The 23,002-nt window shown below is 37.4% G+C and carries 23 protein-coding genes; 11 read left to right on the plus strand and 12 right to left on the minus strand.

Features of this window, described 5'->3' with window-relative positions; translation table 11 throughout:
• Nucleotides 1-1,134, minus strand: a 1,134-nt coding sequence (locus DSM106972_RS24785) for a hypothetical protein (protein WP_127083337.1), incomplete at its 3' end; no start/stop codon positions are given.
• A gap of 165 nt (nt 1,135-1,299) precedes the next feature.
• Nucleotides 1,300-3,399 carry a CHAT domain-containing protein gene (locus tag DSM106972_RS24790; protein WP_233787495.1) on the minus strand — a complete coding sequence of 700 codons (2,100 nt, stop codon included), beginning with the start codon at nt 3,397-3,399 and terminating at the stop codon, nt 1,300-1,302.
• Nucleotides 3,400-3,481: 82 nt separating this feature from the next.
• On the opposite strand from DSM106972_RS24790, the gene DSM106972_RS24795 reads away from it, so the two are divergent.
• The 3 genes from DSM106972_RS24795 (at nt 3,482) to DSM106972_RS24800 (ending at nt 9,779) form a co-directional block, all read left to right on the plus strand.
• Nucleotides 3,482-9,064, plus strand: a complete 5,583-nt coding sequence (locus DSM106972_RS24795; protein ID WP_127083209.1) for a DUF2225 domain-containing protein — start codon at nt 3,482-3,484, stop codon at nt 9,062-9,064.
• Between the two features lie 348 nt (nt 9,065-9,412).
• Nucleotides 9,413-9,565, plus strand: a complete 153-nt coding sequence (locus DSM106972_RS53800; RefSeq protein ID WP_186538750.1) for a hypothetical protein — start codon at nt 9,413-9,415, stop codon at nt 9,563-9,565.
• Nucleotides 9,566-9,590: 25 nt separating this feature from the next.
• Entirely contained in the window at nt 9,591-9,779 is a 189-nt protein-coding gene (locus tag DSM106972_RS24800) for a prevent-host-death protein (protein ID WP_127083210.1), read from the plus strand.
• Here the strand turns inward: DSM106972_RS24800 and DSM106972_RS24805 are convergent.
• Complete coding sequence (locus DSM106972_RS24805; protein ID WP_127083211.1) at nt 9,723-10,526, minus strand: hypothetical protein; 804 nt, start codon at nt 10,524-10,526, stop codon at nt 9,723-9,725. The genes DSM106972_RS24800 and DSM106972_RS24805 overlap by 57 nt on opposite strands.
• Before the next feature lie 428 nt (nt 10,527-10,954).
• On the opposite strand from DSM106972_RS24805, the gene DSM106972_RS24810 reads away from it, so the two are divergent.
• Nucleotides 10,955-12,151, plus strand: a complete 1,197-nt coding sequence (locus DSM106972_RS24810) for a transposase (protein WP_201800779.1) — start codon at nt 10,955-10,957, stop codon at nt 12,149-12,151.
• A gap of 23 nt (nt 12,152-12,174) precedes the next feature.
• Here DSM106972_RS24810 and DSM106972_RS24815 read toward each other — a convergent pair whose 3' ends face one another.
• The 6 genes from DSM106972_RS24815 to DSM106972_RS24845 all read right to left on the minus strand — a co-directional run bounded on the left by DSM106972_RS24815 (nt 12,175) and on the right by DSM106972_RS24845 (nt 16,783).
• Nucleotides 12,175-13,257 (minus strand): hypothetical protein, encoded by a 1,083-nt coding sequence (locus DSM106972_RS24815; RefSeq protein WP_127083212.1) that lies wholly within the window; start codon nt 13,255-13,257, stop codon nt 12,175-12,177.
• A 257-nt stretch (nt 13,258-13,514) separates the two neighbouring features.
• Nucleotides 13,515-14,966, minus strand: coding sequence for an NF041680 family putative transposase (locus tag DSM106972_RS24825; protein ID WP_127083214.1), 1,452 nt, complete (start codon nt 14,964-14,966; stop codon nt 13,515-13,517).
• A 277-nt stretch (nt 14,967-15,243) separates the two neighbouring features.
• Nucleotides 15,244-15,546 carry a hypothetical protein gene (locus DSM106972_RS24830; RefSeq protein ID WP_127083215.1) on the minus strand — a complete coding sequence of 101 codons (303 nt, stop codon included), beginning with the start codon at nt 15,544-15,546 and terminating at the stop codon, nt 15,244-15,246.
• 65 nt (nt 15,547-15,611) lie between these two features.
• On the minus strand, nt 15,612-15,818 hold the full coding sequence (locus DSM106972_RS24835; RefSeq protein ID WP_127083216.1) for a hypothetical protein: 207 nt from the start codon (nt 15,816-15,818) through the stop codon (nt 15,612-15,614).
• A gap of 277 nt (nt 15,819-16,095) precedes the next feature.
• Nucleotides 16,096-16,500, minus strand: a complete 405-nt coding sequence (locus tag DSM106972_RS24840; protein WP_127083217.1) for a helix-turn-helix domain-containing protein — start codon at nt 16,498-16,500, stop codon at nt 16,096-16,098.
• Nucleotides 16,484-16,783 (minus strand): type II toxin-antitoxin system HigB family toxin, encoded by a 300-nt coding sequence (locus tag DSM106972_RS24845; protein ID WP_127083218.1) that lies wholly within the window; start codon nt 16,781-16,783, stop codon nt 16,484-16,486. The genes DSM106972_RS24840 and DSM106972_RS24845 overlap by 17 nt, the downstream gene beginning before the upstream one ends.
• A 335-nt stretch (nt 16,784-17,118) precedes the next feature.
• Here DSM106972_RS24845 and DSM106972_RS24850 point away from each other — a divergent pair, with 335 nt between their 5' ends.
• From DSM106972_RS24850 to DSM106972_RS24855, 3 genes are read left to right on the plus strand one after another with little or no spacing between them, the layout of a single operon-like run.
• Nucleotides 17,119-17,658, plus strand: a complete 540-nt coding sequence (locus tag DSM106972_RS24850; protein WP_127083219.1) for a hypothetical protein — start codon at nt 17,119-17,121, stop codon at nt 17,656-17,658.
• A gap of 54 nt (nt 17,659-17,712) precedes the next feature.
• Nucleotides 17,713-17,868, plus strand: coding sequence for a hypothetical protein (locus DSM106972_RS53805; protein ID WP_186538748.1), 156 nt, complete (start codon nt 17,713-17,715; stop codon nt 17,866-17,868).
• Nucleotides 17,850-18,260: a hypothetical protein gene (locus tag DSM106972_RS24855; protein WP_127083220.1), complete on the plus strand. Its 411-nt coding sequence runs from the start codon at nt 17,850-17,852 to the stop codon at nt 18,258-18,260. The genes DSM106972_RS53805 and DSM106972_RS24855 overlap by 19 nt, the downstream gene beginning before the upstream one ends.
• Nucleotides 18,261-18,483: 223 nt before the next feature.
• On the opposite strand, the gene DSM106972_RS53810 is transcribed toward DSM106972_RS24855, so the two are convergent.
• Complete coding sequence (locus DSM106972_RS53810) at nt 18,484-18,834, minus strand: AbrB/MazE/SpoVT family DNA-binding domain-containing protein (RefSeq protein ID WP_411675331.1); 351 nt, start codon at nt 18,832-18,834, stop codon at nt 18,484-18,486.
• Between the two features lie 563 nt (nt 18,835-19,397).
• On the opposite strand from DSM106972_RS53810, the gene DSM106972_RS24865 reads away from it, so the two are divergent.
• A complete protein-coding gene (locus DSM106972_RS24865) occupies nt 19,398-19,577 on the plus strand; it encodes an SMI1/KNR4 family protein (protein WP_186538745.1) in 180 nt (59 codons plus the stop codon).
• 119 nt (nt 19,578-19,696) lie between these two features.
• Here the strand turns inward: DSM106972_RS24865 and DSM106972_RS53815 are convergent, their stop codons facing one another.
• On the minus strand, nt 19,697-20,647 hold the full coding sequence (locus tag DSM106972_RS53815) for a hypothetical protein (RefSeq protein ID WP_233787494.1): 951 nt from the start codon (nt 20,645-20,647) through the stop codon (nt 19,697-19,699).
• Between the two features lie 468 nt (nt 20,648-21,115).
• On the opposite strand from DSM106972_RS53815, the gene DSM106972_RS24875 reads away from it, so the two are divergent.
• Both DSM106972_RS24875 and DSM106972_RS53820 read left to right on the plus strand, forming a co-directional pair.
• Nucleotides 21,116-21,343, plus strand: a complete 228-nt coding sequence (locus tag DSM106972_RS24875) for a hypothetical protein (RefSeq protein WP_233787492.1) — start codon at nt 21,116-21,118, stop codon at nt 21,341-21,343.
• Nucleotides 21,344-21,358: 15 nt separating this feature from the next.
• Nucleotides 21,359-21,526, plus strand: coding sequence for a hypothetical protein (locus DSM106972_RS53820; RefSeq protein WP_186538743.1), 168 nt, complete (start codon nt 21,359-21,361; stop codon nt 21,524-21,526).
• Between the two features lie 242 nt (nt 21,527-21,768).
• Here DSM106972_RS53820 and DSM106972_RS24880 read toward each other — a convergent pair whose 3' ends face one another.
• Nucleotides 21,769-21,987, minus strand: a complete 219-nt coding sequence (locus DSM106972_RS24880) for a hypothetical protein (RefSeq protein ID WP_127083223.1) — start codon at nt 21,985-21,987, stop codon at nt 21,769-21,771.
• A 395-nt stretch (nt 21,988-22,382) separates the two neighbouring features.
• Here DSM106972_RS24880 and DSM106972_RS24885 point away from each other — a divergent pair, with 395 nt between their 5' ends.
• Nucleotides 22,383-22,790 carry a hypothetical protein gene (locus tag DSM106972_RS24885; RefSeq protein WP_127083224.1) on the plus strand — a complete coding sequence of 136 codons (408 nt, stop codon included), beginning with the start codon at nt 22,383-22,385 and terminating at the stop codon, nt 22,788-22,790.
• Nucleotides 22,791-23,002 lie beyond the last annotated feature (212 nt).

The raw sequence follows: 23,002 nt of genomic DNA on the forward strand, positions 1-23,002 counted from the left end.
GCCATTGTCACCTTTGACTTGAGGCAAGGCTTTGTATGGTTCTAATTTTTGCTCGATTGTACGCAGAGATAGCAAACATTCGTAACGGGCAGTAATTTTTTCTATTTCTGTATTTGCTGCTTCTAGTTTCATTTGCTGTACTAATTGCTCGGCTTGAGATAGCATTGGTATTAAGATTTTTTGGTCTTCTTGATGTGCAGAAGTAATTTGTTTTTCTGATTGCTTGATTTTACCGAATGTTTCTGCTTGGGGAATGCCTTTCTCTTGCATGTATTTGATTAAACGACCTAATAGAATTCCTAAAAATAGTACTAAAAGTGGCACAATAGGAGCGATTCGCATTGTGAGGTTGACCGGAACGATTAATCTTTCTCTGGCGCCTTCTAAGGTTAAGTAAACTGCTCCTGTGTAACGGTCTGAAGGTATTTTAGTACTATCCCATTGTAAGGGTAGTTTAACTATGCGGTCGGCTTTTAATGTTTGAGGAATGCTAGCTACTTTAATTTGATTGTTGCTTAATTGGTAAGCTGTTTGTTCGCCTTTTAATAATACTTCTGCACTGTTTACTGTTACAGATGCATCTTCGCTGTTGTCGAAAGCTAAATCCCAAGTTTGTAAAAAAGCACTTTTGGGAAATAGTATATGTGCTAATCCACAATCTAACCACCAACTGCATTGAGTTAATTGTAATTGTACTTGCTCGTTTCCTCGTAACGGCGCCAGTTTTGGTCTAGCTTTGACTAATACATTAATATTAATAGCTTGTGTTTGATTAGGAAGTCGTATTTCGATTTGCCCTTTATATGTTCCCGGTAATTGGGGGTTGCTGATTTTGACTTGGAAATCTTTGGGTATACCCGCAGCTAGTTTAGTTTCACCTATAAATGATACATTCTGGCGCCCGATTATTTCTGAACCTTCAGTACGCTTTAAGTCAGAAGCAAGGAATGTAAACTGGTCTACTTTTGCAGGTGCAGAAAGACGTACACTACCAATCAGGGTATTTTCTTCATTCAACCAACCTTTGATTTGCAAAGGTTTATCTAATGCATCTACTGTAATGGTAGTTTGTGCTAGAGCAGTTTGAGGACAGATTAATAATAAGCAGACAGCAGTAAAAATCCAGCGTTTCATATTATTCTTGCAATCCCGAACGTTCGTTTTCTAGGGGCAGCATATAAAGAATAAACCAGTATATATTTTTTCACCACAGAGGCACAGAGAACGCAGAGAGAATAGAGAATACCAAAATTTCTCTGTGTCCTCTGTGTCTCTGTGGTAAAGATAATAGTTTTCATATTATTTCATAGATACCGAACGAGCTAAAGCAATTTCATGGGCAGCATATAAAGAATAAACCAAGCCAAGGGGATTATAGTTGTTTTGTAGTAAGGAGCGACGTACTTTTAGCATAGCTTGTCCCATTGGTTCGCCTGCAAACAAACGTTGAAGTACTTCTGTGGCATAATATTCGGCAAAGTTTTCGAGTACTGGACACTCTGTACCAACTACTCCACTGGCGCCTGCATTTAAAAAGTCATCAATCAGGTTAACATAGCTTTCGGGACTATAATCACCAGTTGCACAACCATTGAGAAAAACAAGGGGGTTATGCGACCAAGTTGACTCGTAACATTCTAAAAAATTACTGTAAATTCGCTCATCGCTGATTTCTAAATAAGGTCGCTTTGGCATTTCCTCCACACCACCATGACAGTAGAAGTACACCAAATCTAAATCCTGACCATGTGTACTCCAAATGTTTTCTAACTCTAACATTTCCTCTGCTGGTAGGATATTTAGCTTCGCTGCTAGCTCTAGTTTAGGCAAATGTTGGCGCCAAAGTTGAAAATCTCGATATACATTAAAACTCAACTGCAATGGTTGATTGTTTTGAATTTGTCGTACTAGGGCTACAGGGTAATTATGCTTATTACTAGTCCAACATGGTAATTGTTCGATGGAATAGCGATAACCCCAAAACGCATTAGGACAAATATACTTGGGGTCATTTTTATTCGGGCAATTAGTACAATCTAAATCATGTTCGGTAAAGCGCGCGCATACTGGATTTTCTTTTCTGGTTAAAATTTTTCGTTCGTATAATAATGCCCAAGGAATTGTAACTTTTCCTAACACAGGGTTGACTTGAATAACTGTATCTGGAGTTAACGCAGCTTTTAATGTTTCTTGGTCTTGCTGTAAAAGTAAACGATAGAGTTCGCGTCCTGTGTTTGCTAAACTGGGAAGCCAGGTATTGAGTTGTTCAATACTTCCTTCAGCTTGTCCCCAATATCCGTTATGTATAGTTAAATGAAGTTGATGGCGAATTGCGGTAATTACATTTCCTAGTGCAGTGGGTTGTAAGGATGTGTCGTAGAATGCTATTTCCTTATTACCTTGAGTCCTATCAAGAAAGCGAAAATCAATACTGCCATCCCGTTGGTCGAGTTCTACATCTACAGTGAATACTCGTTCGGGGAGTTTCGCTAGCTGCTCGTTAGTTAATAAGTCTGTTGTGGTAAATGTTATGCGACTGCTTTGAGGAGGACGTAAAGATTCTGGTATTTCGGCGCCTGCGTTGGGGATAATTAATACTGCAAGTTGTTTCGACTGGAGCAAGTAACCACGGTAGAACAACTCTACTTGTATGTAACCTCGACCTTCAAGCAGGTTAGGTTTTATTGTAAAATGGATGCTGTCTGAGGCGCCTGTTCGGGGTAGAGTAAGTTGTTTGACTTTTGCATTGATACTGAAATCTTTGGATGTTACTGCTACGTCTATAAGTAAATTTTGCTGGTTATTCCAGACTTGAGCTAATGCTTGTTCCGGAAATGGCGAGTTATCTGTTCCTTTTGGTTCTGGGCTAATATCTATATATAGTAAATATGCTTGACCGTGGATGAGTGGTTCGGTTGGTGGAATTAGTGCTTGGTTGTTGGCGCCTGTAAAGTATGTATTAAAGTAACGGTAGTTTTGTACGTATTCTGATATTTGTTCTAAAAAAACGAGTTGCTTTGCAGTTTGGTCTTGGTTTTCGGTAAGCAGGATAGTACTTATTATATTAATTACCTGCTTAGATTTATCTTCTGGTTCACCTGCACTCTGACCGTCAAAGGTGACAATTTCCTTAGTTTCGCCAAACAGTTCTTTTTTTAACTCAGTGACGTTAGGTAGGAATCTAGGTATTCGACCGTCTAAAGCATTTAATCTAGCTATTTTCGCGTGAAAAAGCTGTTTTAAGGTATAATTAGATTCAAGAAGTGCTGTTATCTCCTCTTCGATAAAGTCCCAATCATCAGGGTCGATATCAAGCTGCTGTCCGATATCTTGTAAAATTGCTTGCTCATCTTTGCTCAAAGGAGTTTGTAGCTCTTTAAGAGTTAGCAACAGACCCATAAGAGTTTTGTTGGAATGATTCATCACGACAGGGTGTATTAATTGCAGTATAAATTAGTAAATCTATTTAAAATAACTTTACATGAGAAGAGATGCGCTAGTAGTAGGTATAAATCAATATCCAAGTTTAAAAGAAACACCCACCAGTAAAGCTAAAAATTTAACAACTCCTGCGGTCGATGCGGAAACCATTGCTCAACTTCTAGAAGCTGACAAGAATTTTCGAGTTATAAGACTTCCCTCCAAGCTAGTGAATAATAAGTTGCAGGTTGACCCCGATGGAATGGTTACTGCTGATGCACTACTAGAAGCAGTTACAAAATTATTTTTACCAGAAGAAAATATAGATACAGCACTATTATTTTTTGCGGGACATGGGTTACAAAAGCCTTTAGGAACTTTGAAGCAAACATTATTAGCCACTAGTGATGCTAATCCTTATTCCAAAAAGTGGAATGGTATAATATTACGAGATTTATGGGACATCATCGAGGAAAGTACTGTTAAAGAGCAAATAATATGGTTAGACTGCTGTTATAGTGGCGCCTTATTAAATTTTAAAGACAATGAATTTCCAAAACAGTCGGCAAGAAAACGCTTTTTAATTGCTGCATCTCATAGTTCAGAAGTTGCCTACGAGCGTTTCGATGGTAAGCACGGTGTACTTTCAGGAGCGTTAATAAATGAACTAGATGCTAATAAAATTACATCTACCAACTGGATAACAGCTCGTACTCTAGGAGCTTCTATTGATACTGAGTTAAAAAAATATTACGAAGAAACAAAAATACCTCAGTTACCGCAAATCAGAATACCTGACCAAGAAATTCGTATAATTCAAGGTAAAGGTCAGCCTAGTACTAATAAATTAGAGGCACAAAAAACTTCGGAACGCGAAGTCCCATTCATTTTACCTCAATTAGACGTATCCACATTTACAGGGCGTAATGACGAGTTAAAACAACTTGAAGAATTACTTTTAAATTCTCAAGGAACAAAATTTTGTAGTATTGCTGGGTTAACAGGTGTAGGAGGTATTGGAAAATCTGCTCTTGCCTGCTATTTCGCAACATTACACCGAGCAGATTTTCCAGATGGAATAATTTGTTTACGGGTTGATGGTAAAGATATAGATACCATAGCGCGCGACTTTGCTCGTAGGTATGAAAATAGATATGAGGATAGATATGAGGATAGATATGAGGAAAAAATTAACTTGGAAGACGAACGTGATGCAGCAACTATCATGCAAGAGATATTTGCACATCGAAGAATGCTGTTAATATTTGATAATGCAGAAAATGCTAGTATTTACCAATTACGTCCAGGTGGAAATAAATGTGCTGTAATTGTAACGACACGTGACCGTGGACTAGTAATTTCGCTAGAAATACCCAGCGAGGGTAGAATAAATATACCAACACTTCCTGAAGCTGATGCATTATTACTATTAGAAAAGTTGGTAGGGAAAGAGCGTGTTACAGCAGAACCAGAAGCAGCGCACGAGTTAATCGAATTAGCAGGTTATTTACCCATCGCCATTAAAATTATTGGGTCACAATTAAGTTTACATGAAAGGCGTAGTCTTGCTCGCCACGCAGATAGATTAAAAAGAGAACGACAACTAGCAAGCATGAAATTCGGTAGTGCCGAACATTTAGATTTATTTGCTTGTTTTTCAATAAGTTTAGAATATTTGCAGCCAAATGAAGTAGATTTCTTTGCCTGCTTAAGCGTTTGTGCCAAAAACGGGTTCTCGTTACGAACTGCAATGATGGCTACAAGTTGTGATGAATACACCACAGAAGATAATTTAAATAAGCTTTATCAGCTTTCATTAATTAACTATTCCGAAATACAAAAAGACCGCTTTGTATTTCATCCACTTATCCATCAATTTGCTTGGGAAAAGGCAATTGAGTTGGGTTTGCAAGAAGAAGCAGCGACAAGACATGCTGAGTATTTTATCGAGTTTACCCAAAGAGAACTTAATTACGCAACTGCACAAGAAATTGCAACAGAATTAGATGACATTATTTTAGCTGCTCAGTGGTTACAGAAACAAAAAACGACATCAAAATCTCAAGAAGAAGACAAGTATAAATTTGCAATTTGCCTACAACCATTGTTTGAGCAGTATGGTTACTGGGAAAAGGCTGTTGATTTTATGTTGGGATTTGAGCAACTAGCAGAAAGTAATAAAGATTGGCAAGCTGTTATTAAATTTCGGGTTCAACAGGCAAAATATCTATCTTTACAAGGTAAGTTGGCAATTGCAGAAGAACGACTTAAACCTGAACTTATTGCAGAAATATTGGACAAAATTGAGGAAGAATGGACTCGTCAGCATTCTGAAGCAAAATGTCTTAATACTCTAGGTAGTATAGTTATGCGGCAAGGAAAATTTGATGAAGCTGTTAGTAATTTCAAGCGTGCTTTAGAGATTGAAGAACGACTGAATAATCAAGAAGGTTTGACGATAGCACTGAATTGTTTGGGTGGGTTGCTGCGACGACAGGGAAACCTCAGCGAAGCCGAGGAGGTTTTTAAGCGCAGTTACGCTATTTCTGAGGAGTTAAATGATAAAGGTTATACAGCTTTCGTACAACACCACTTAGGGCTAGTCTTTCTTGAGCAAAATCGCTTGGATGAAGCTTGTCACAGCCTACAGCGCAGTTGTAACATTTTTAAGGAATTGGGAAACCAACGCAGTTTATCAATAGTGCTAAACAGCTTGAGTGGAATTTTGCAAAAACAAGGAAAAATTGATGGAGCGATAGCAGCAATTCAGGAAAGCGTAGCTATTGAAGAAAAGTTGAATGACAGACACAATTTCGTAATTAAATTAAATAAGTTAGGTGGGTTGTATCAACAGAAAGGGCAAATCAAGGAAGCTATTCAAACCTTTGGTCATGCAATTACAGTTGCCGAAGAAGATAGTAATAAACAACAATTAGCAGTTACTTTAAATCAATTGGGTGGATTATATCAGCAGCAAAGACAAATTGAACAAGCTATTCAAACCTTTGAGCGTGCAATTATAGTTACACAAGAAGCGGACAATAAACAACAATTAGCAATTACTCTAACTCAATTGGGTGTATTATACCAGCAGCAAGGACAAGTAGAGGAAGCTATCCAATCCTTTAAGCGTGTAATTACAACTGTACAGGAAACGGACAAAAAGCAATTAGCAATTACTTTAAATAAATTGGGTGGATTATATCAGCAGCAAGGACAAATCGAACAAGCTATTCAAACCTTTGAGCGTGCAATTACAGTTGCACAAGAAGCGGGTAATAAACAACAATTAGCAATTACTTTAACTCAATTGGGTGGATTGTACCAGCCGCAAGGAAAAGTAGAGGAAGCCATCCAATGTTTTAAGCGTGCAATTACAATTGCACAGGAAACCGACGACAACAAACAATTAGCAATTACCTTAAGCCAATTATGTAAATTATACCAGGAGCAAGGAAGAATAGATGAAACCATCAAATCTTTTAAAGATAGATTACAAATAGCTCAAGAAACAGATGACAAAAAACTATTAGTAATTACACTAAATCAGTTCGATAAATTTTTACAAGAGCAAGGACAAATAAATGAAGTTATTCTATCATTGGAGCAAAGCATCAAAATGGATGAGGCAACTGAGGGCAAACAAGTATTGGTAATTCTTATAATTAAGTTAGCTGGATTGTACCAAAAGCAAGGACAAATAGAACAAGCTATTCAATCTTTTGAGCGTGCGATTGCAATTGCCGAGAAACTACAAAACAAGCAGTCATTAGCAATTACTTTAAATCAGTTAGGTGGATTTTACCAAGAGCAAGGACAAATTGAACAAGCCATCCAATCTTTTGAGCGTGCGCTGGCAATTGCACAGGAAATAGGTAATAAGCATTCATTCGCAATTACCTTAAATCAATTAGGCGGATTATACCAAGAGCAAGGACTCATCGAGGAAGCCACTCAGTCCTTTGAGCATCGGCTTACAATTGAAATTGATAAGGAAACGAATGATAAGAAATCATTAATAATGACTTTGAATCGATTATGTGGATTGTACCAACGCCAAGGACGAATAGATAAAGCTATTCAATATCTTGAGTATGTGATTGCTATTGCACAAGAAACTGATCACAAACGACAATTAGCAATTACCCTAACTCAGTTAGCTGGGATGTATCAGGAACAAGGACGAGAAGAAAAAGCTATACAATCCTGTGAACATGCGATTGCCATTGCCCAAGAAGATGGTAATAAAAAACAATTAGCAATTACCTTAAATCAATTGGGTGGATTATATCAGCAGCAAGGGCAATTCGATAAAGCCATACAATCCTGTGAGGATGCAGTCTCTATTGCAAAAGAAATTAATGATAATAAACAACAGTTAACGTTTATACTGACTCAGCTATGTGTAATTTATCAAGAGCAAGGAAAATTTAACGAAGCCATTGAATCTTATAAATATAGAATCAGAATTTACAAAGAAACAGATAACAAAAAACAATTACCAATTACTCTCAATAAGTTAGCCGGATTGTACCAACAGCAAAAGAGAATTAATGAAGCGATTATATCCTTGAATGAAAGTTTGGAAATAGCACAACAAATAGATGACAAGCAACAAACATTAATCGCTCTAAATCAATTTGGTGGCTTATATAAGGAGCAAAGACAGTTTGACAAAGCTATCGAATTCTTTGAGGAGGCAATCAACATTTCGCAACAAATGGATGATAAATATTCGCAAGCAATTACATTAAAGCTCGTGGTTGAATTGCATCGACAGCAAGGGCAAATAGAGAAAGCTATCCAGTCATTAAAGCATATAGTTATGATTGCAGAAGAGGCAAACAACAGGCAGTTATTAGAAAAAATTTTAGAAAACTCTATCAAATATATACTCTTTTTATGCAAAGCTTATGCTACATATATATTTCATAATAGAGAATTAATAAAAATACGTGATATAGAAATTATTCTTAGAACTTGTTATAATTTATGCATTAAGATAGATGACAAAAAAAGTTTGGCATTAATACTCTATCGTTTAGGTAAAATTATGTACTTCAAAGGAGGAGAAGATAATTTTAAATTGTCTTGCATATATTTAAAAGAAAGTATTAAATATAATAGTTCTACAAAACATTTATCAAAAATTTATACTACTTTAGGAAAATATTTATTTCAATTTGAGAAATTTGAACAAGCAATCGAAGAGTTATGTAAGGCTTTTGAAATAGATGAAAGGTCAGCAAACATCGAGGGTTTGAAGAAAGTAACTCCTTTCTTAATATATTCATTAATACATTTAGGAAGACATGAAGAAGCTATAAGCTTTTGTAAACGTTGCCTTCTTATCTCTTCTGATGAAGTGCTTTTTCTGGAAATCGATGATAAAGTTAGTTCATCGAAACAAATACCAAATCCAAATGTGTTCAAGCAGGGAATCATTAAAGTTATAAAAACAGACAAACGTGGTAGGATATACGGGTTTATTGCAACCGAAGACATGAGTGATGACATATACTTTCAAGAGAGTTCGATAGCACCAAAATATACATCTAAATTACAAAAAGGCTCTCGTGTGGAAATGGAAGTTAAGCGAAATCAGAAAGGAATGTTTGCGGAAAGGTTATGGATGATCGCTTAATCATAATAATGTGCCAGTGAAAGAAAATAGCATTCACAAATTTTTTTGAAAAATATGCCGTATTTTATAGTTATAATTTATACATAAATAAGAAGATTTAATTTACACTGCCTCATAAGCCGAGATACTTTGGTAGTAGGAATCAACAATCAACAAGTACCCTTTTCTTTAAGATTTATCAGGCGCCACGAAGCATCTCACCACTCCTGCATCTGACGCGGAAGTAATTGCACAACGTTTAGAAACTCATAGTGGCTTTCGAGTCAAACGCTTCCCAGCTAGCAACAAGGGGTTGATATTGAAAACTTGCCCCTACTACTCAAATAACACCTAAATTTTAACCCTTTTGTGCGCCAACGGCGCACAAAGAATTCGGCTAAACCGAAAGAACGAACAAGCTTAGAAAATATTAAAGTCGAGCAAAATTCGTTTGGCGCCTCCTTTGCAACGGATGTAACGGATAAGTTAAAGTACAAAGCAAACGGTAAGATGGAAAGGTAGATTATTGTAATATTCGATCTCAAAGATGACAGATTTACTCCGCCAAGTGATTGCAGAAATTGAGAAGCTCCCCGAAAAGCAGCAAAATGCTATAGCTTCTCGTCTTGCAGTAGAGCTTAAAAAAGAGGCAGAAAATTTATTGTTAGAGCAACTGGCATCAACAGAAGCTGTTGTTTGGTCTCCTTACGACGCTTTTGAGGAAAGAAATCATTAATGCGTCACCTAGGTTGTTTTCTTTGCAATGACAGGCGAAATGCAACATGTTATGGCTGGCTTTGTAAAGATATTTGAGCAAATCATCACCTAGTGGGTCGCAGTTTTTGCCGTTGGTCAAATCACATTTAGACCCTAGCAGTGTGAAGCGATTTCCAGGTGTCGCTCTAACTAACTTTTCAATCTCTGGTTTTTCGTTTTGATGCGCTTGCAATAGTCGATGGTGCAAGCAAAACAACATGTCTGAGGGTTGTGCTTGCTCTAAAACGTAATCGGAAATATCTTTTTCTGGGTTGAGAATCCTAGCTGGGGTGTAGCGTAGTCCCCAAAACATCTCTGGGTTCCCCTGTTCGTAGTCATTCTCACTTCCCTCGAACAAAACTTCCCAAGGAAAGGGGGTACACTCAGAAACAAAGGTAGGTGCCACTGTTTCATTTAGACGACTGGTTAAGATTTTGTTGGCTCTGTCTTCACCAAAAAATGCCTGATAAGCAGTGCGTCCCCATTCGGCTAGTTTTACTAAAGAATAATCACATGTATTAACGTCTAGCTTGAGACTTTTATTCGTATTGATACTAATTCTTAATTTATCAAAACATTCTAAAATTTCGTTTGTTAGGGTTTCCAAAATCTTGTCAGTAGGCTTAGGAAAAGACCAGCGACCAATATTATAAGAATCTTTCTCAATAACAAATTCGAGATATGAATTAACTGTTTGTGTCCCTACTTGGCTAATTGCTCCCCTCATTACTACCCCTGTTAAGGTGTACTAAAAAATAAACTAATAAAAGCCTGAAAGCCTTGCCCTATAAGCAATTCCATTAAAACTCATCAAAAGAGTAGGAAAATTTAGGAAAAATTTAGGAATTTGAGAACAATCAAGCATGGGATTATGTATTTAACTGAACAGAAACCATTGATGGGTGTTTTACCATGCTAAGTCCAATTTTTGAGCGATTTGCGCTTTATCATCACCAATAACAGTAATGCTTAGAGCAACCTTGGAGAGGATTTTCAGTGCAGAAAAACTAGACGCATTATTTGAAGCAAAGCGAGAAAAGCAATATACTCAAGAATTATTGTTTTCAACAGTTGTAGCAATTATGAGCCTGGTAGTATGCAAGAGAGCGCCCATCAATCAGTGCAGCATATAAAGCATTCGCTAAAAACATAGGTGTGTCGCGCGTAGCTTTCTACAGCAAAATAAATGGTATAGAACCACAAGTTTCTCAAGCATTGGTGCGCTATAGTGGTGAGCAATTAGCTCCAATTGTTGAAGAACTAAAAGGAAAACAGCCAGAAATTTTACCTGGTTATCGAGTCAAAGTAATTGATGGAAATAATTTAGGAGCAACTCAACATCGATTGTCAGTTTTACGTGATGTTGCAGGTGGTCCGTTACCAGGAAAATCCTTGGTTGTACTTGACCCAATTCTAATGTTAGCAATTGACGAATTCCCTTGCGAAGACGCTTACACTTCGGAAAGAGCGCTATTTGATCAAGTTCTAGCAACTGTAGAAGCTCGTGATGCTTGGGTTGGTGACAGAAATTTTTGTACTTGTAAATTCCTTGTTGGTACCGCTCAAAAAAAAGCGTATTTTATTATTCGTCAACATGCTTCCATGCATTATGAGGTAGAAAGTGAATTGATAGAAGTAGGTGATTCTCCAACAGGTAAAGTTTTTGAACAAGACGTAATAATTGAATTTGAGAGAGAATCAATTAAATCTCGTCGTATTGTTGTACATTTAAATGAACCGACTCGTGATGGAGAAACAAAAGTTGCTGTCTTTACAAATTTGATTAAAGAAGAAGTGGATGCAATTTTAGTTTCACAAACTTACTTAAAACGCTGGACTGTTGAAGGATTATTTCAAGTTATTACTGATACTCTTGAATGCGAAATTAATACTTTAGGTTATCCCAAAGCCGCTTTGTTTAGCTTCTGCATGGCATTAGTAGCCTACAATATTTTATCTGTAATTAAAGCTGCATTGCGTAGTGTTCATGGTCAAGGAAAAATTGATGCTGGCATCTCCAATTACTATTTAGTTGAAGAAATTCAAAGTACTTATACGGGTATGATGATTGCAATTCCTGATATTGAATGGCAATTTGTAAGCACGCTTCATCTATCAACTTTTGCAGAGCTATTAAAACAATTGGCGGCACAAGTTGACCTCAAACGCTTTGCTTCAAGCCCTAAAGGTCAAAAAAAGCCTAAACCGGAAAGAAAAAAAGAACCTAACCGTACCCATGTCTCCACTGCCCGACTTCTAGCCCAGAAAGAACGCGACCGTAAGCTTTCCCTACTGAATCAACAACCTTCTAACGTGGTTAAAACTCCTATGCCGCAAGCGTTACGCTCTTAAATGTACCATTTTTTCAGTACACCTTAACAGGGGTACCCCTCATTACCCCCTACCATCCCGTTACTAACTTTAAGTGAAAACCGCAAGTTGTGGACAGGTTCTATACCGTCCTCAAAGTAAACCTGAACTAATACTGACCGATTATCCATTTCTGTGGGAACAGTTAACGTAAACCAACCTAAGTAATCCCCGGTTGCTGTGCGTGTCATTATTACAGAATCACTAGAACTAACCTGTAATCCGGATGTGACTATAAAAACACGCAAATCCTCAAAGGTTAAATTTTCTGCAACCTCCATTAATCGGTTTTCGTACCATACAGGAGGCGCCCGTCGCAAACTCACACGATATCTAACTGTTGTTCCTGGCGCCACTGGGTCATCAATTTCCTGACCAATAGGCTCAACCACCGCATAACCTTTACCTTCCACAGGTCGATAAGCACGTGCCATTGGGTCGCCAAATAGTACATAAGCTAGCCAGTCAAGAGAATTAGGAACCGCAATTTTAGCTAACTTACGAGCATTGCAAAACGCTGCACCCAGTGATTGCCCAGCCCAGATATTTTTGTAAAAATTACCAATAAAAGCGGCTTCTACATCCGGGTTAACTGCCCAAAGGGCGCCAACAAAGGTACTGCAACCAGCCCGAATAAATGTAGATGCCCAAGTGTTTTCTAATATAGTTAATTCCGGTTTACCCGCACTTACGTAGCCTAAGCTAACGAGAGGACGGTTCCGACGCAGGTTTAATTTTGCTGGTTGTACCTCCTGCTCAATGTCATAACCACTATTATTACTATCTACCCGCACTGGAGCATCTTGAAAATTATTTGTATTTTCATGTTCACCAAAGCGAATTAAATGTAGACCCCGCATTGCTTCTGTAGAATTTAGGTCAGCGATACTGCCCAAGGGTATTGGAGGTAGTGAAGAAGGCGCCTCAAGTAAGGAAATCCAAATTTCAGGCTGTTCTACACTAGCATAATGGGCGACATTCACCGCACCAACAGGAAACTCATAAGGACGCGCGTTTTCTAACTCCCATAACCTTATTACTAAACTATATATTAGCGTTCCGAAAGGTTCACGAAGGTGGGTTATCAAGTTAAGGGCTGGACTGGCAAATTTGGATCAATCTCAATCAAGGTAACTTTGGCATTTTCTACCACTGTATTTCCTAGCAATGTGTCCTGCAAGGCTTCAAATTTAGACTCAGCTTTTATTATCCGTTCGTAGTGCAAAATTTTGGACTTTGGACAAAAATGTTTGTTTGCGAACAATGTTCGTGAACTAAAAAAGGACATAGCTTTTTATCCCAGTTATGAGATTAACTGAGTAAAACAAGTATATTTACAGAAAAATTACGCAGCTTGAGGCTGTGAAATATTTGATTTTTTACTTTTTTTGATAACGGGATGCTTAACTCTTTTAGTCTGGGTCTGACCCCTCACCCGACCTGTCGAATTTCCTCTGGGTTTTGGTGAATTTCCTGGTTTTCCTATCTCTGAAATAATTCGTTGAAAGTCACGTTGTACGGTACTGGGAGAAGCAATTTTATCATTGTTTGGCTCTTGAGCGCGCTCCCAAGGTCTTGGTAAATGCTTAGATAAATCCTTTGCAGCCCATAATTGTACATAGGCAAGCATAACTAGACGTATCCAATTTTCTTCATGTTCAACTTCAGGAGTCTGGTAGTTAGTCATCAGTAAACGTTGCTTTTTAAATCTAAACATATGTTCTATATCGAACCTTTGCCGATAGCAAGAATAGACTTCTGCAAGGGAAATACATACACGTTGCTCGCCCATAACTATCAACCACATCGGTTTCCAAATAGCACAGCCAGTATCATCAGTAACATGAACCCGGACTAAGGTAAACGGGCATTTATACATCTGTTCTTGTTGAGTTCCCCTCATCAACATATGGTGCCAAGCCTTAAGGGTTACTGTGAATTGACGACCTTTCTTCGTAGTACTATTGATTTGTGTTGTTTCGTCTGGTGGGTGCCAAGTGTCTTCAAGCGCCAAATCAAAGCGTTCACCAAATTTTTTTGGACACCCACGTTTCTTTTCTTCTTGTTGTATAGGTGGCGTAGAATAAAAAATTCTATTACTACGAACTCTGGCAATTAAAACCAAATTTTTGTGCTTAGATACATCAAATAGAAATGAGCGCTGACTATAAACACTATCGGCAGTTAATACTGATAATTTGTTGTGCCAGGGAAGTGATTCATCGGTCATCAGTGCATCAATTTGCTCAATGGCAACACTTGTACCTTTTTTCTCAATAGGTACTCTTTCTGCTGATAGAGGAATTGACCAGGGTGCTGAGGATTGAAGGTCTTTCTCTGGTAACATTGAGACAAATGAAAAAGCATGTCCAACACCAACGGGATTATTACCTGCAACAGTATTTGGCTGGTAGATATAACCTCGTTCAGGCAAAGTTGGGGAGTGAGGACGTGGATGAGGAGTCGTATCCGTTGCAAATAAATAAAAAGAGCATTTTTCCGGTTGGGGCGTAACTTCAGCTATCAGCCTAGTTAAATTTTTCAACTTCTTTCTCTTCTTTTTCTTATTATCATTAAAATTAAATGATTTTTGAATTGCTTTATAGAGGGAGCTATAAGTTCTTTCAAATAAAGGACTTAAAGATAACTCGGCAGGAGAATAAGCGCTATTTGAGTTACTAGCTAAAGCATCAATTAAATCAATAACACTATCACTGTATGATTTAAATAATCCACGTAAATGTTGTCGAAAAGACTGGAATTGCGCTATTAATTGATTATGGTTTATTTTTTGCATAGCTCATCAGCAGATTTGGTACATGGTTTGTCTTGATAATACTATGTATTGAGATGCTGATAGCTATTTTATAATTCAAAAATTAAGTACTAACGTTCAATTTAGTTCATTTGAATATTTAATAAAATTAATCTAATACCATTTTAATACGAAGCTGCACATAATCAATTGGCTTAAAGCCTTGCTATATAAGCATAGTTTCTATGCAGCTTCACAAAAAATTGGTATAACAAATTGAAAAGCATAAATAAAAATAATCGAATTATTTTTCGCGATGTTAGTACGTGAACAAACTTTTTTTGTCCAAAGTCCAAAAAATTACATGATAACGTTTTTTGATTGGTTCAGAAGATGCTGAACGCTCTACTGCTTCCCAATCTTTATTTTGACTTACTTCTGCGATTTCGCGATATTGGCTGGCTAACTGCTCTAATGCAATGGCGATGGCGTGTTCTTCGCTTTGACCATAGCAATAAATCTCATGTGGGGGCTGCTCAACAGAAGGCGATATTTGACAATGATACCTTCCATTATCATCAGAGACTACATTAATCGTAACTGTTTTGGTGATTGAAGTCATAATTAGCTCGTATTAATAATAATAGACATAAAGGTTATATTTCAGTCCACTCTTGGGAGCAATAATTAGCTTTCTCTATGAGGTTGCCAAAGTATAGCTTCATTTCCTTGGAGTTGTTCAAGGAAAACGGTTATGTAGCCGTCAATTTTGGCATAACCATACAATTCTACCCCTAAAATGATGAAAAAATCACTATGTATAGGAAACCTCGAATTTGCATTAACTGTTCCTTTGTCTTTTTCATAGCCTAATTCCGGCAGGGAACGGCTCACCCAAAGTGAATTGTATGCGCCAAAAATAAGGTAATACTATCGGCGGATACCAATCCCCTTCTTCGTCATGGCTCTCTTTGTAAACAGATATTCCACCCAGAAAGACATGATATGGCTGTGGTTTACTAGGTAATGTTCTAGACATAATTCTTATCCGGTATAGTGTATCAGCAACTTGCAGGAATTTCTTTAATTATAACTTTTATAGGTTTTTATTATTGAGTGTAATCATTACTCCTTATCATCATGGCACCCACCTTGTTAAATAATTTTTGATTTATTCTGTAAACAAGCTTGGTTCTACGTGAAAAAAGGCGCCAAGTTTCTGAGCAAGCTCTGAAGTGATATTTTGTTTACCTTCTAAAATATCATCCACGGAAGTTTCTAATCCTAAAAATACCTGTAAATCATCTTTATTTTTGTTTGATTGCTCAAAAAGAAATAATAAGAAAGATTGAGGATTACTTGGCGTTACACCAAAATGATAGTTTTCTTGTTCAAACTTCTCAATTAATGTAATTAGTAATTGATATAATTCGTTTTCTTCAGGAGTCCGTGTACGGTGCATTAAATCTTCCACAACAGCTAAAGCTTGTTCGTTTTCAGCTTCTGTTTTAATAAGTTTGGGAAGGTGAGTTGTTAATAACTCTCTATATTTGTCTTGATTAAAAGTGAGGGTCATTTTTCCAGTAGTCCTTATTGTATTCTGCGTGTGTGAGGATATACTTAACATAAATTAATTGTTCTGCATAATCTATACTAACAATTAATCGGTATTTGTTTCCTTTGATATTAAAGACTGTAAAATTACTGACTGCTTCTGAAGAGTGAAACATTTCCTGTACTTCAGTCAAGTTTGACCATTTAGCCTTACTCGCAACTTTATACCAGTAAATAAAAGCTTCCCGACAATCTGCATGAATTTCAGCATACTCCCTCAAGGCTTTAAAGCTAATTACGTGCATCTTCCCTGATTAAATATTATATATTAACTTATGCGGCTTCGGGTTTTGCCAAGTATCCAGGGACACTTGATACAAATGGGGAAACCTCTAATTTGAGCGAGATGGAGACTTAACCTCTGTGGTTCTCCAGTTCGTTACAACGCACGACTCTACTGAACTCATCATCGACTTCTCTAGAGCAACGCAATGCTTCCCCAAAGCTACTACTTTATATTAGAGCTTACCGCCTCTAATTAACTCTCTAACTATAAATATTTATTAATCTTTAAGAACCACAAACACTCTATGTTGTAAGTTTTTATTTATGTGTCTTAACATATTAAAGTGTATCAATTATGGCTAAGGAATCTAAGGGTTTTGGTGAATTACTCAAACAACAGAACAAATCTCAAGCTCTTCCTAAAATAACAATAAAGGCGCCGACTGGTAAATCTAATAATGATATATCAAATTTGGATGAGCAAGAAATCAGAATAGGACAAATTTTAGGGTTGACATCAGAAGGTGAAATTCCCGCAGTCAATAAAAAGACTTTAAGCATTTATCGCGATTACCTCAAAAAAGAATTGGAATCTCCTTGCATAGTGACAGGTATAGAAGATTTTAAGTGGGAAGAATATTATATGCTGGGAGGAGGTTCTAAAGAAGAGCATGATAAATTACGAAAAACAAAACCTTCTTACTTAGATACTTATAAACTACTAAACTTTACAGATGAGATAGATACTTTTTATGGGTTGAAGGTATCGGTTAAAAGAGAGTCGGATAATAAGAAATTTATCTTACCTTTATCAGATTTGGAAAGTGATGATTCAAGCCTAAATAACGAACAGTTGCTTAATAATTATTCTGTTTGGTTCGTTAACTTGCGATAATGTATGATATTAAATAAAAGAATCGTATCTGAAGTTAAAATAACTTTTTAAATCATGGGAAGAAAATCAAAGCTGCGCCAGCAAAGAAAACAGGATGGTAATGACGTACCATTAAAAGAACTCACTTCTGCTTCTCCTTGGTCTAAGTTTGTAAAAAAGCCCGCTGAAAAGCAGAAGAAAAAAACACATCATTGTTTGGAAAGATTATAGATTGGCTAAATCCGTTTCCTAAAGTAGATGATAAATATCAAGCTTCTTTTGAAGCAAGTGATTTTTTTAAAGAAAATGATACTGTTTTAGGCGCCGTTGCTTGGGAAGGCTACCAAAAAACAAACTCCCCAGGTCTTGTTTTGGTTAATGATGTTACAGAGTCTTCTCCAAAAATAAATTACATTACTCGTCAATCTATTCTCAAAAAAATGCGCCGACTTAGTGTAGATAACGAAAATATAAAAGCAATACAAAATATGGTAGAAGTTTACGAACCTCCAAGCGATGTAGTTATGGTTTACGTTAACCGCAATAGCGAAATGTCTGTGACAATGCAAAAACCTATAATGTCTCCGAAAGAATGTTATGAAACCTTACAAAAAGGAATGTAAGTTTTAATTTTAGAACAGTAACAGAGCTTCACGTCTTATTCCTACAACAGTTGTTCAAAGAGCGCACCCAGTAACCGCCTCAGTATAAACTGTTGCCACCAAGTGTCGAACCACCAAGCGGCCAACTTTACCTGTGGCACCGGAATGTTACTGAATGTGATGTTAATATCAAGTTTCTATAAACATTTGCTATTAAGCAGCTTGCTCTTCTTGATTTTCTTGCTCAGAAATTGCTACCAACGCATAGGTGCTTTCTACCTACATTGATGGAGAATTCATCCCCTGGCTTTAAGCCCAATTGTTTTGTATAGGCAGAACCTATTAACAAATTGCCGTTAGACTGCACAGCGATTCGGTAACTAGCGCTACGTCCACGACCATGCTCCTCCGAGCGAGAATCTAATGATATCTCTTCTGCATCAAGTAGAGCATTGAGAAATTTCATCATGTTAACTCGTTCTTGACCATCTTTAGTAACGTTATAGTAGCCACACGCCTTAGCTTTTTCTTCTTTACTGCTATTTGGCATTTCTTTGACTTTATCAATTAATGCCTTACCTTCTAAGAGTTTAATTTGTTCAGCTTTTTTAGCTGGTGCCTCCTCAGCTTTGGGCTTAATTTGTTTCACTTTCTGGGCTGATGCCTTGGGTTCAGTAGGTTTACTTTGTTTAGTTTTTTCAGATGATGTCTTGGGTTTAGAGGACTTGCTTGTTTTCTTGCTCGCCATATTCACTAAGGGAAGTTACAAAATTAATTTAGATTTTGATGGAATTACTTTTATTGTATAAAGGATAGTTTCTTTATGCCAATAATAATTCACTTTGGGAGGCGCCTGTTTTTTTGTTAGTGTAATCAGGAATACCAATAATTTCGTAGTTGGCAAACTTTTTATAGTTAATTGGGGCGCCACAATGCTATATAGTATAAAATAACTACAATAATCCTGTATCCCAGTTGTTGATTGGCGCCAGTTATGAAACATTCCTTATTTCAGTATCCAATAGCATTATCTTTGGAGGGCACCGACTATGAATATTGAAGAGTGGCGAAAGTTTCTAGAAAATTATAGTGCGGAGTTACTCGAAGATGAAATTGTAGCCTATGAAGTGCCTTCGATATGTTCATTTAAGTAAATGGATGGGTTATTCCCCAGCAAGTGAATCACAAATACTTGCAGCCGAACAAAGAATTGGTAAAAGTTTACCTCCTTCTTTACGAACTTTTTACTCTGTGACTAACGGATGGCGAACAACAGGTCTTTGTATTTATGATATTCTTCCTGTTGAAGAAATCGATTGGCTTCAAGTGTGTGATTGACCATCTTTATGAATTGGCGCTTAATGCAGAAAATAATAATGATCAAGGATGGACAAACGAAGAATTTCGAGATGATTACCGTTATGAACAAGGAACGCGAGTAAAAAGGTCGTTAGTTATTAGTTCTTGGGGAGATGCAGCAGTTTGGCTTTTAGACCCTGAAGAAAAAGACGCACACGGAGAATGGTCAGCTGGTCGATGGGCATCTTGGAATCCTGCAATGGAATGGTTGACTGCAAGTTTCGCCGAATTAATGTTACAAGAATTTGAAAGTTTCTTAGAATTCCGCGATAGCCAATACATACCGTGATGAATATCAGGCGCCGTTTTCCTATCAAACAGTAAAATAGGAAACGTAAAACATCTGCACTCAACAACGATGTCACTAATCGAATATTGAGAAAATGGTGATTGGCGTGGCACCCTTCGTAGAAGTTTTGAGGGAGCAATTCGTCTATTGCAAACAGACCGATATGGTCGATGTAAAGGGCGCGTTTAGAACGCTGACTTATAGATGTTTGTATTGCTAATTGGGCATAGTATAAAGTGCGCCCATGTTCGCGCGGCATTTTGTGGAAGCGAATATCGTTACCCCACAACACCACTGTTTTATAATCAAATCCTGTCGAAGAAGCCAGTGCGCGCGCACATTCACTAAAAAAACCATTCTTTGAAAGTCTTATATCTCTTTCATTACCATTAAGATTATTTAGTGAGAGCGTGTATTCCAAAAACTCTTGCGCTTCGATTGTTTCTGGTTTGTAGGCGCCACTCTTGATATTGTTTGCATGTAAAGAATCTATTCCCGCAATATTAATGTATCCCAGCACTAGCCTATAGTATTCGGGCATGGTCTCAAAGTCTAATGTCCCCCATCCGCATCGAACGGTTGACATACTTACGCCAAGTAGGCAGGACAATATGCGCGCGCACTGTTTTTTGTATCCTCGTTCCATTTCTTGTCTGAGATACTCAACTTCCTGTAGATTGTGCCCAATTAGTAGGTTACGCAGGAAGTCTCGTGGCGCCATCTTTTTTGATGGAAGGCTGTTTATCGGTAGATTATTCATAAATTTCTACGCTAGTAAAATATTATTTGTCTTGGAAAGTTAGTAAATCTTCAACATTTTTGAGATTGTGTATGAAAACTGCCAGAAACGAATTCTAAAAAGTCCTTGCCTTTTTGATTGCCTATCGCAAGCACCTTAAACTAGTTTTCAGATGCGCTCTCATCATTGCTCACAGGTGTTTCTGGAGTATTTTGGAGCATTTGGCGCCAATTGCGGTTGTATCAATATCATTTCCTCCAATTACTCTGGTGGAATATACCTAATCCTTGCTGAAAATAGGATTAAGGCGATTTTTGGCATACGAAGAAAACACATGCTTTGTGTTGCTTTTTAGTCAACGTAAGATTTTTGAGTGAAATTAATCTTACATAGCTATAATACAGCATAAGGGATGTTTAGTGCAAACGGGATATTTAACCCATATGCCATATTTTAAGGAAAGACCTAATAAAAGGTGGATAATTTGGGATGTATAACCCATTAGTATCAAACATCCCAGTGTCAGACACGAAAAAACCTGAGCCAGCAGCAACATTAAAGATTACTTTTCCCGACAGGTCTCTTCGAGAGCAATTTAAAGCAGCCTGCGCTTTAAATGGCAAAAACATGAACGAAGCAATTATTGAGTTTGTAAGGGAATATGTTGAAAAAAATCAGCCTCACCCCCCCACCAATAAACAAAAGGAGGGTAAATAAGCTATATAGATAGTAGTGAGCAAATCTATCCGCCTAGAATCGCTGAAATACTTACAGCGTCTTGGTGCATTCATCAAAAGCGTATTAGATAAAATTTGCAAGCGCATAGGAGTAGGCTGCATGGGGAGTCGCGCGGCGCCACCCTTTTTGATGGAAGGCTATTTATCAGTGGATTGTTCATAAAAATATTCTTAGGTGTTGTGGAAAACAAATCCCGACAAGAGCAATATCGAAGTTTAGAAGCCCGTAACCGGGTAAATTAGTTACGCGCCTCTCCTTATCTGTTAGTATAGCGTCATGCGATTGTTAGCACAAGTGCTGGATTAAAAAAACGAATCCGCCTCACCGTGACGACGGGGGCGGACTTTCCTTTGCTGCTTTTAGTATATGATTTTGCCAACGCCTGAGAGATGCATTCTCCTCTCTCAGGCGACTAATTCCCCCAACAATTTTTCTTCAACAATTTTTTCAAGTCGCTCCAGTCGCGTTTCAATCTCATTTTCTGGCTGGCTAATACCTAGATACTGGTCTATAAAAGCGGTAATTACCTCGGTTGTATTTTTACCTTCTTCCTTAGCCTTTGATTGAAGAGCGCTTCTCTTCATAGGGTCTATACGGATTGTTAGTCTTGATTCTTCTGCCATAGTTTACTTGTAGAACTCGTACTAACGAATATAGCATTGCTTACCCAAAACTCAATGTTTATAGATATCACAGTAAATTTTAGGTACTAACTTGTGTTGACTAAATACTAACGAGGTACTAACATATATTTATCAGGTGAAAAACTTGATTAGGAGTAAGCCATAAAATCAATGATTTTGTATTGTCATGTTGAGTGCAGTATAAGTGTTATGTGGAGCATTTCCTATTATCCGTAAACGGAGTTTTCTCACATGATAGGGTAGTATCGGACATTCTTCACCGCTACATTGCGTTCAAAATGGCATTTGCATCTCTTTTTGTGGAGTTCTCTAGGCAAAACCCCCTAGCTATCAACTAAGGGGAATAAAAAACATACTATTAGGATTCTAGCAAAATGCAAACCTACAACGAAACGCAACTCCAAGAAAAAATTCTTGGAGAACTTAAGGAAATAGCCTGCTCACTTAACGTTAAACCCCCAGGCGACGCGCGCATTAAAGCAAACTGGATACTGGTAATACTGGGCGCCATGCCTTCCAAAGTTACTAATTTAAGCTCGAAAGAAACACAACTAATTGCTCACGGGAATATCTATCGAGTTTTTTTCCAAGGTAAATACATTGGTTACGTAGGTAAATGCGAAAAACCTTACTTTGCTGTTGGTGAAAGTTGGAGAGTTCATGGAGGAATTTGGACTATCGCGCATACCAAACAAGAGGGAGTAGAAATTCTCAAGGAATACGCGCATAAATTTACACCTTCAGTTGCTGACTTTCCTATGCGCTTATTGGAAAGCCTATGAAGGCGCCACATTTCAAACGGACAGCCCTGCTGAACAAAATTTACCTTCGCTCTCAGAAGGTCGAGAATGATATGAATAAATATGTATTGCTGCCAGCAGTTAGCAACATATCAAGAATTTCACATTAAAGGTGTAAAAAACTACGTTGACTAAGTGGAATTGAAATAAAGGTGCAAACTTTGCCACAGGTATATCTACGTGGCAAGATTTGC

It is taken from the genome of Dulcicalothrix desertica PCC 7102 (assembly GCF_003991905.1).
Taxonomy (GTDB): domain Bacteria; phylum Cyanobacteriota; class Cyanobacteriia; order Cyanobacteriales; family Nostocaceae; genus Dulcicalothrix; species Dulcicalothrix desertica.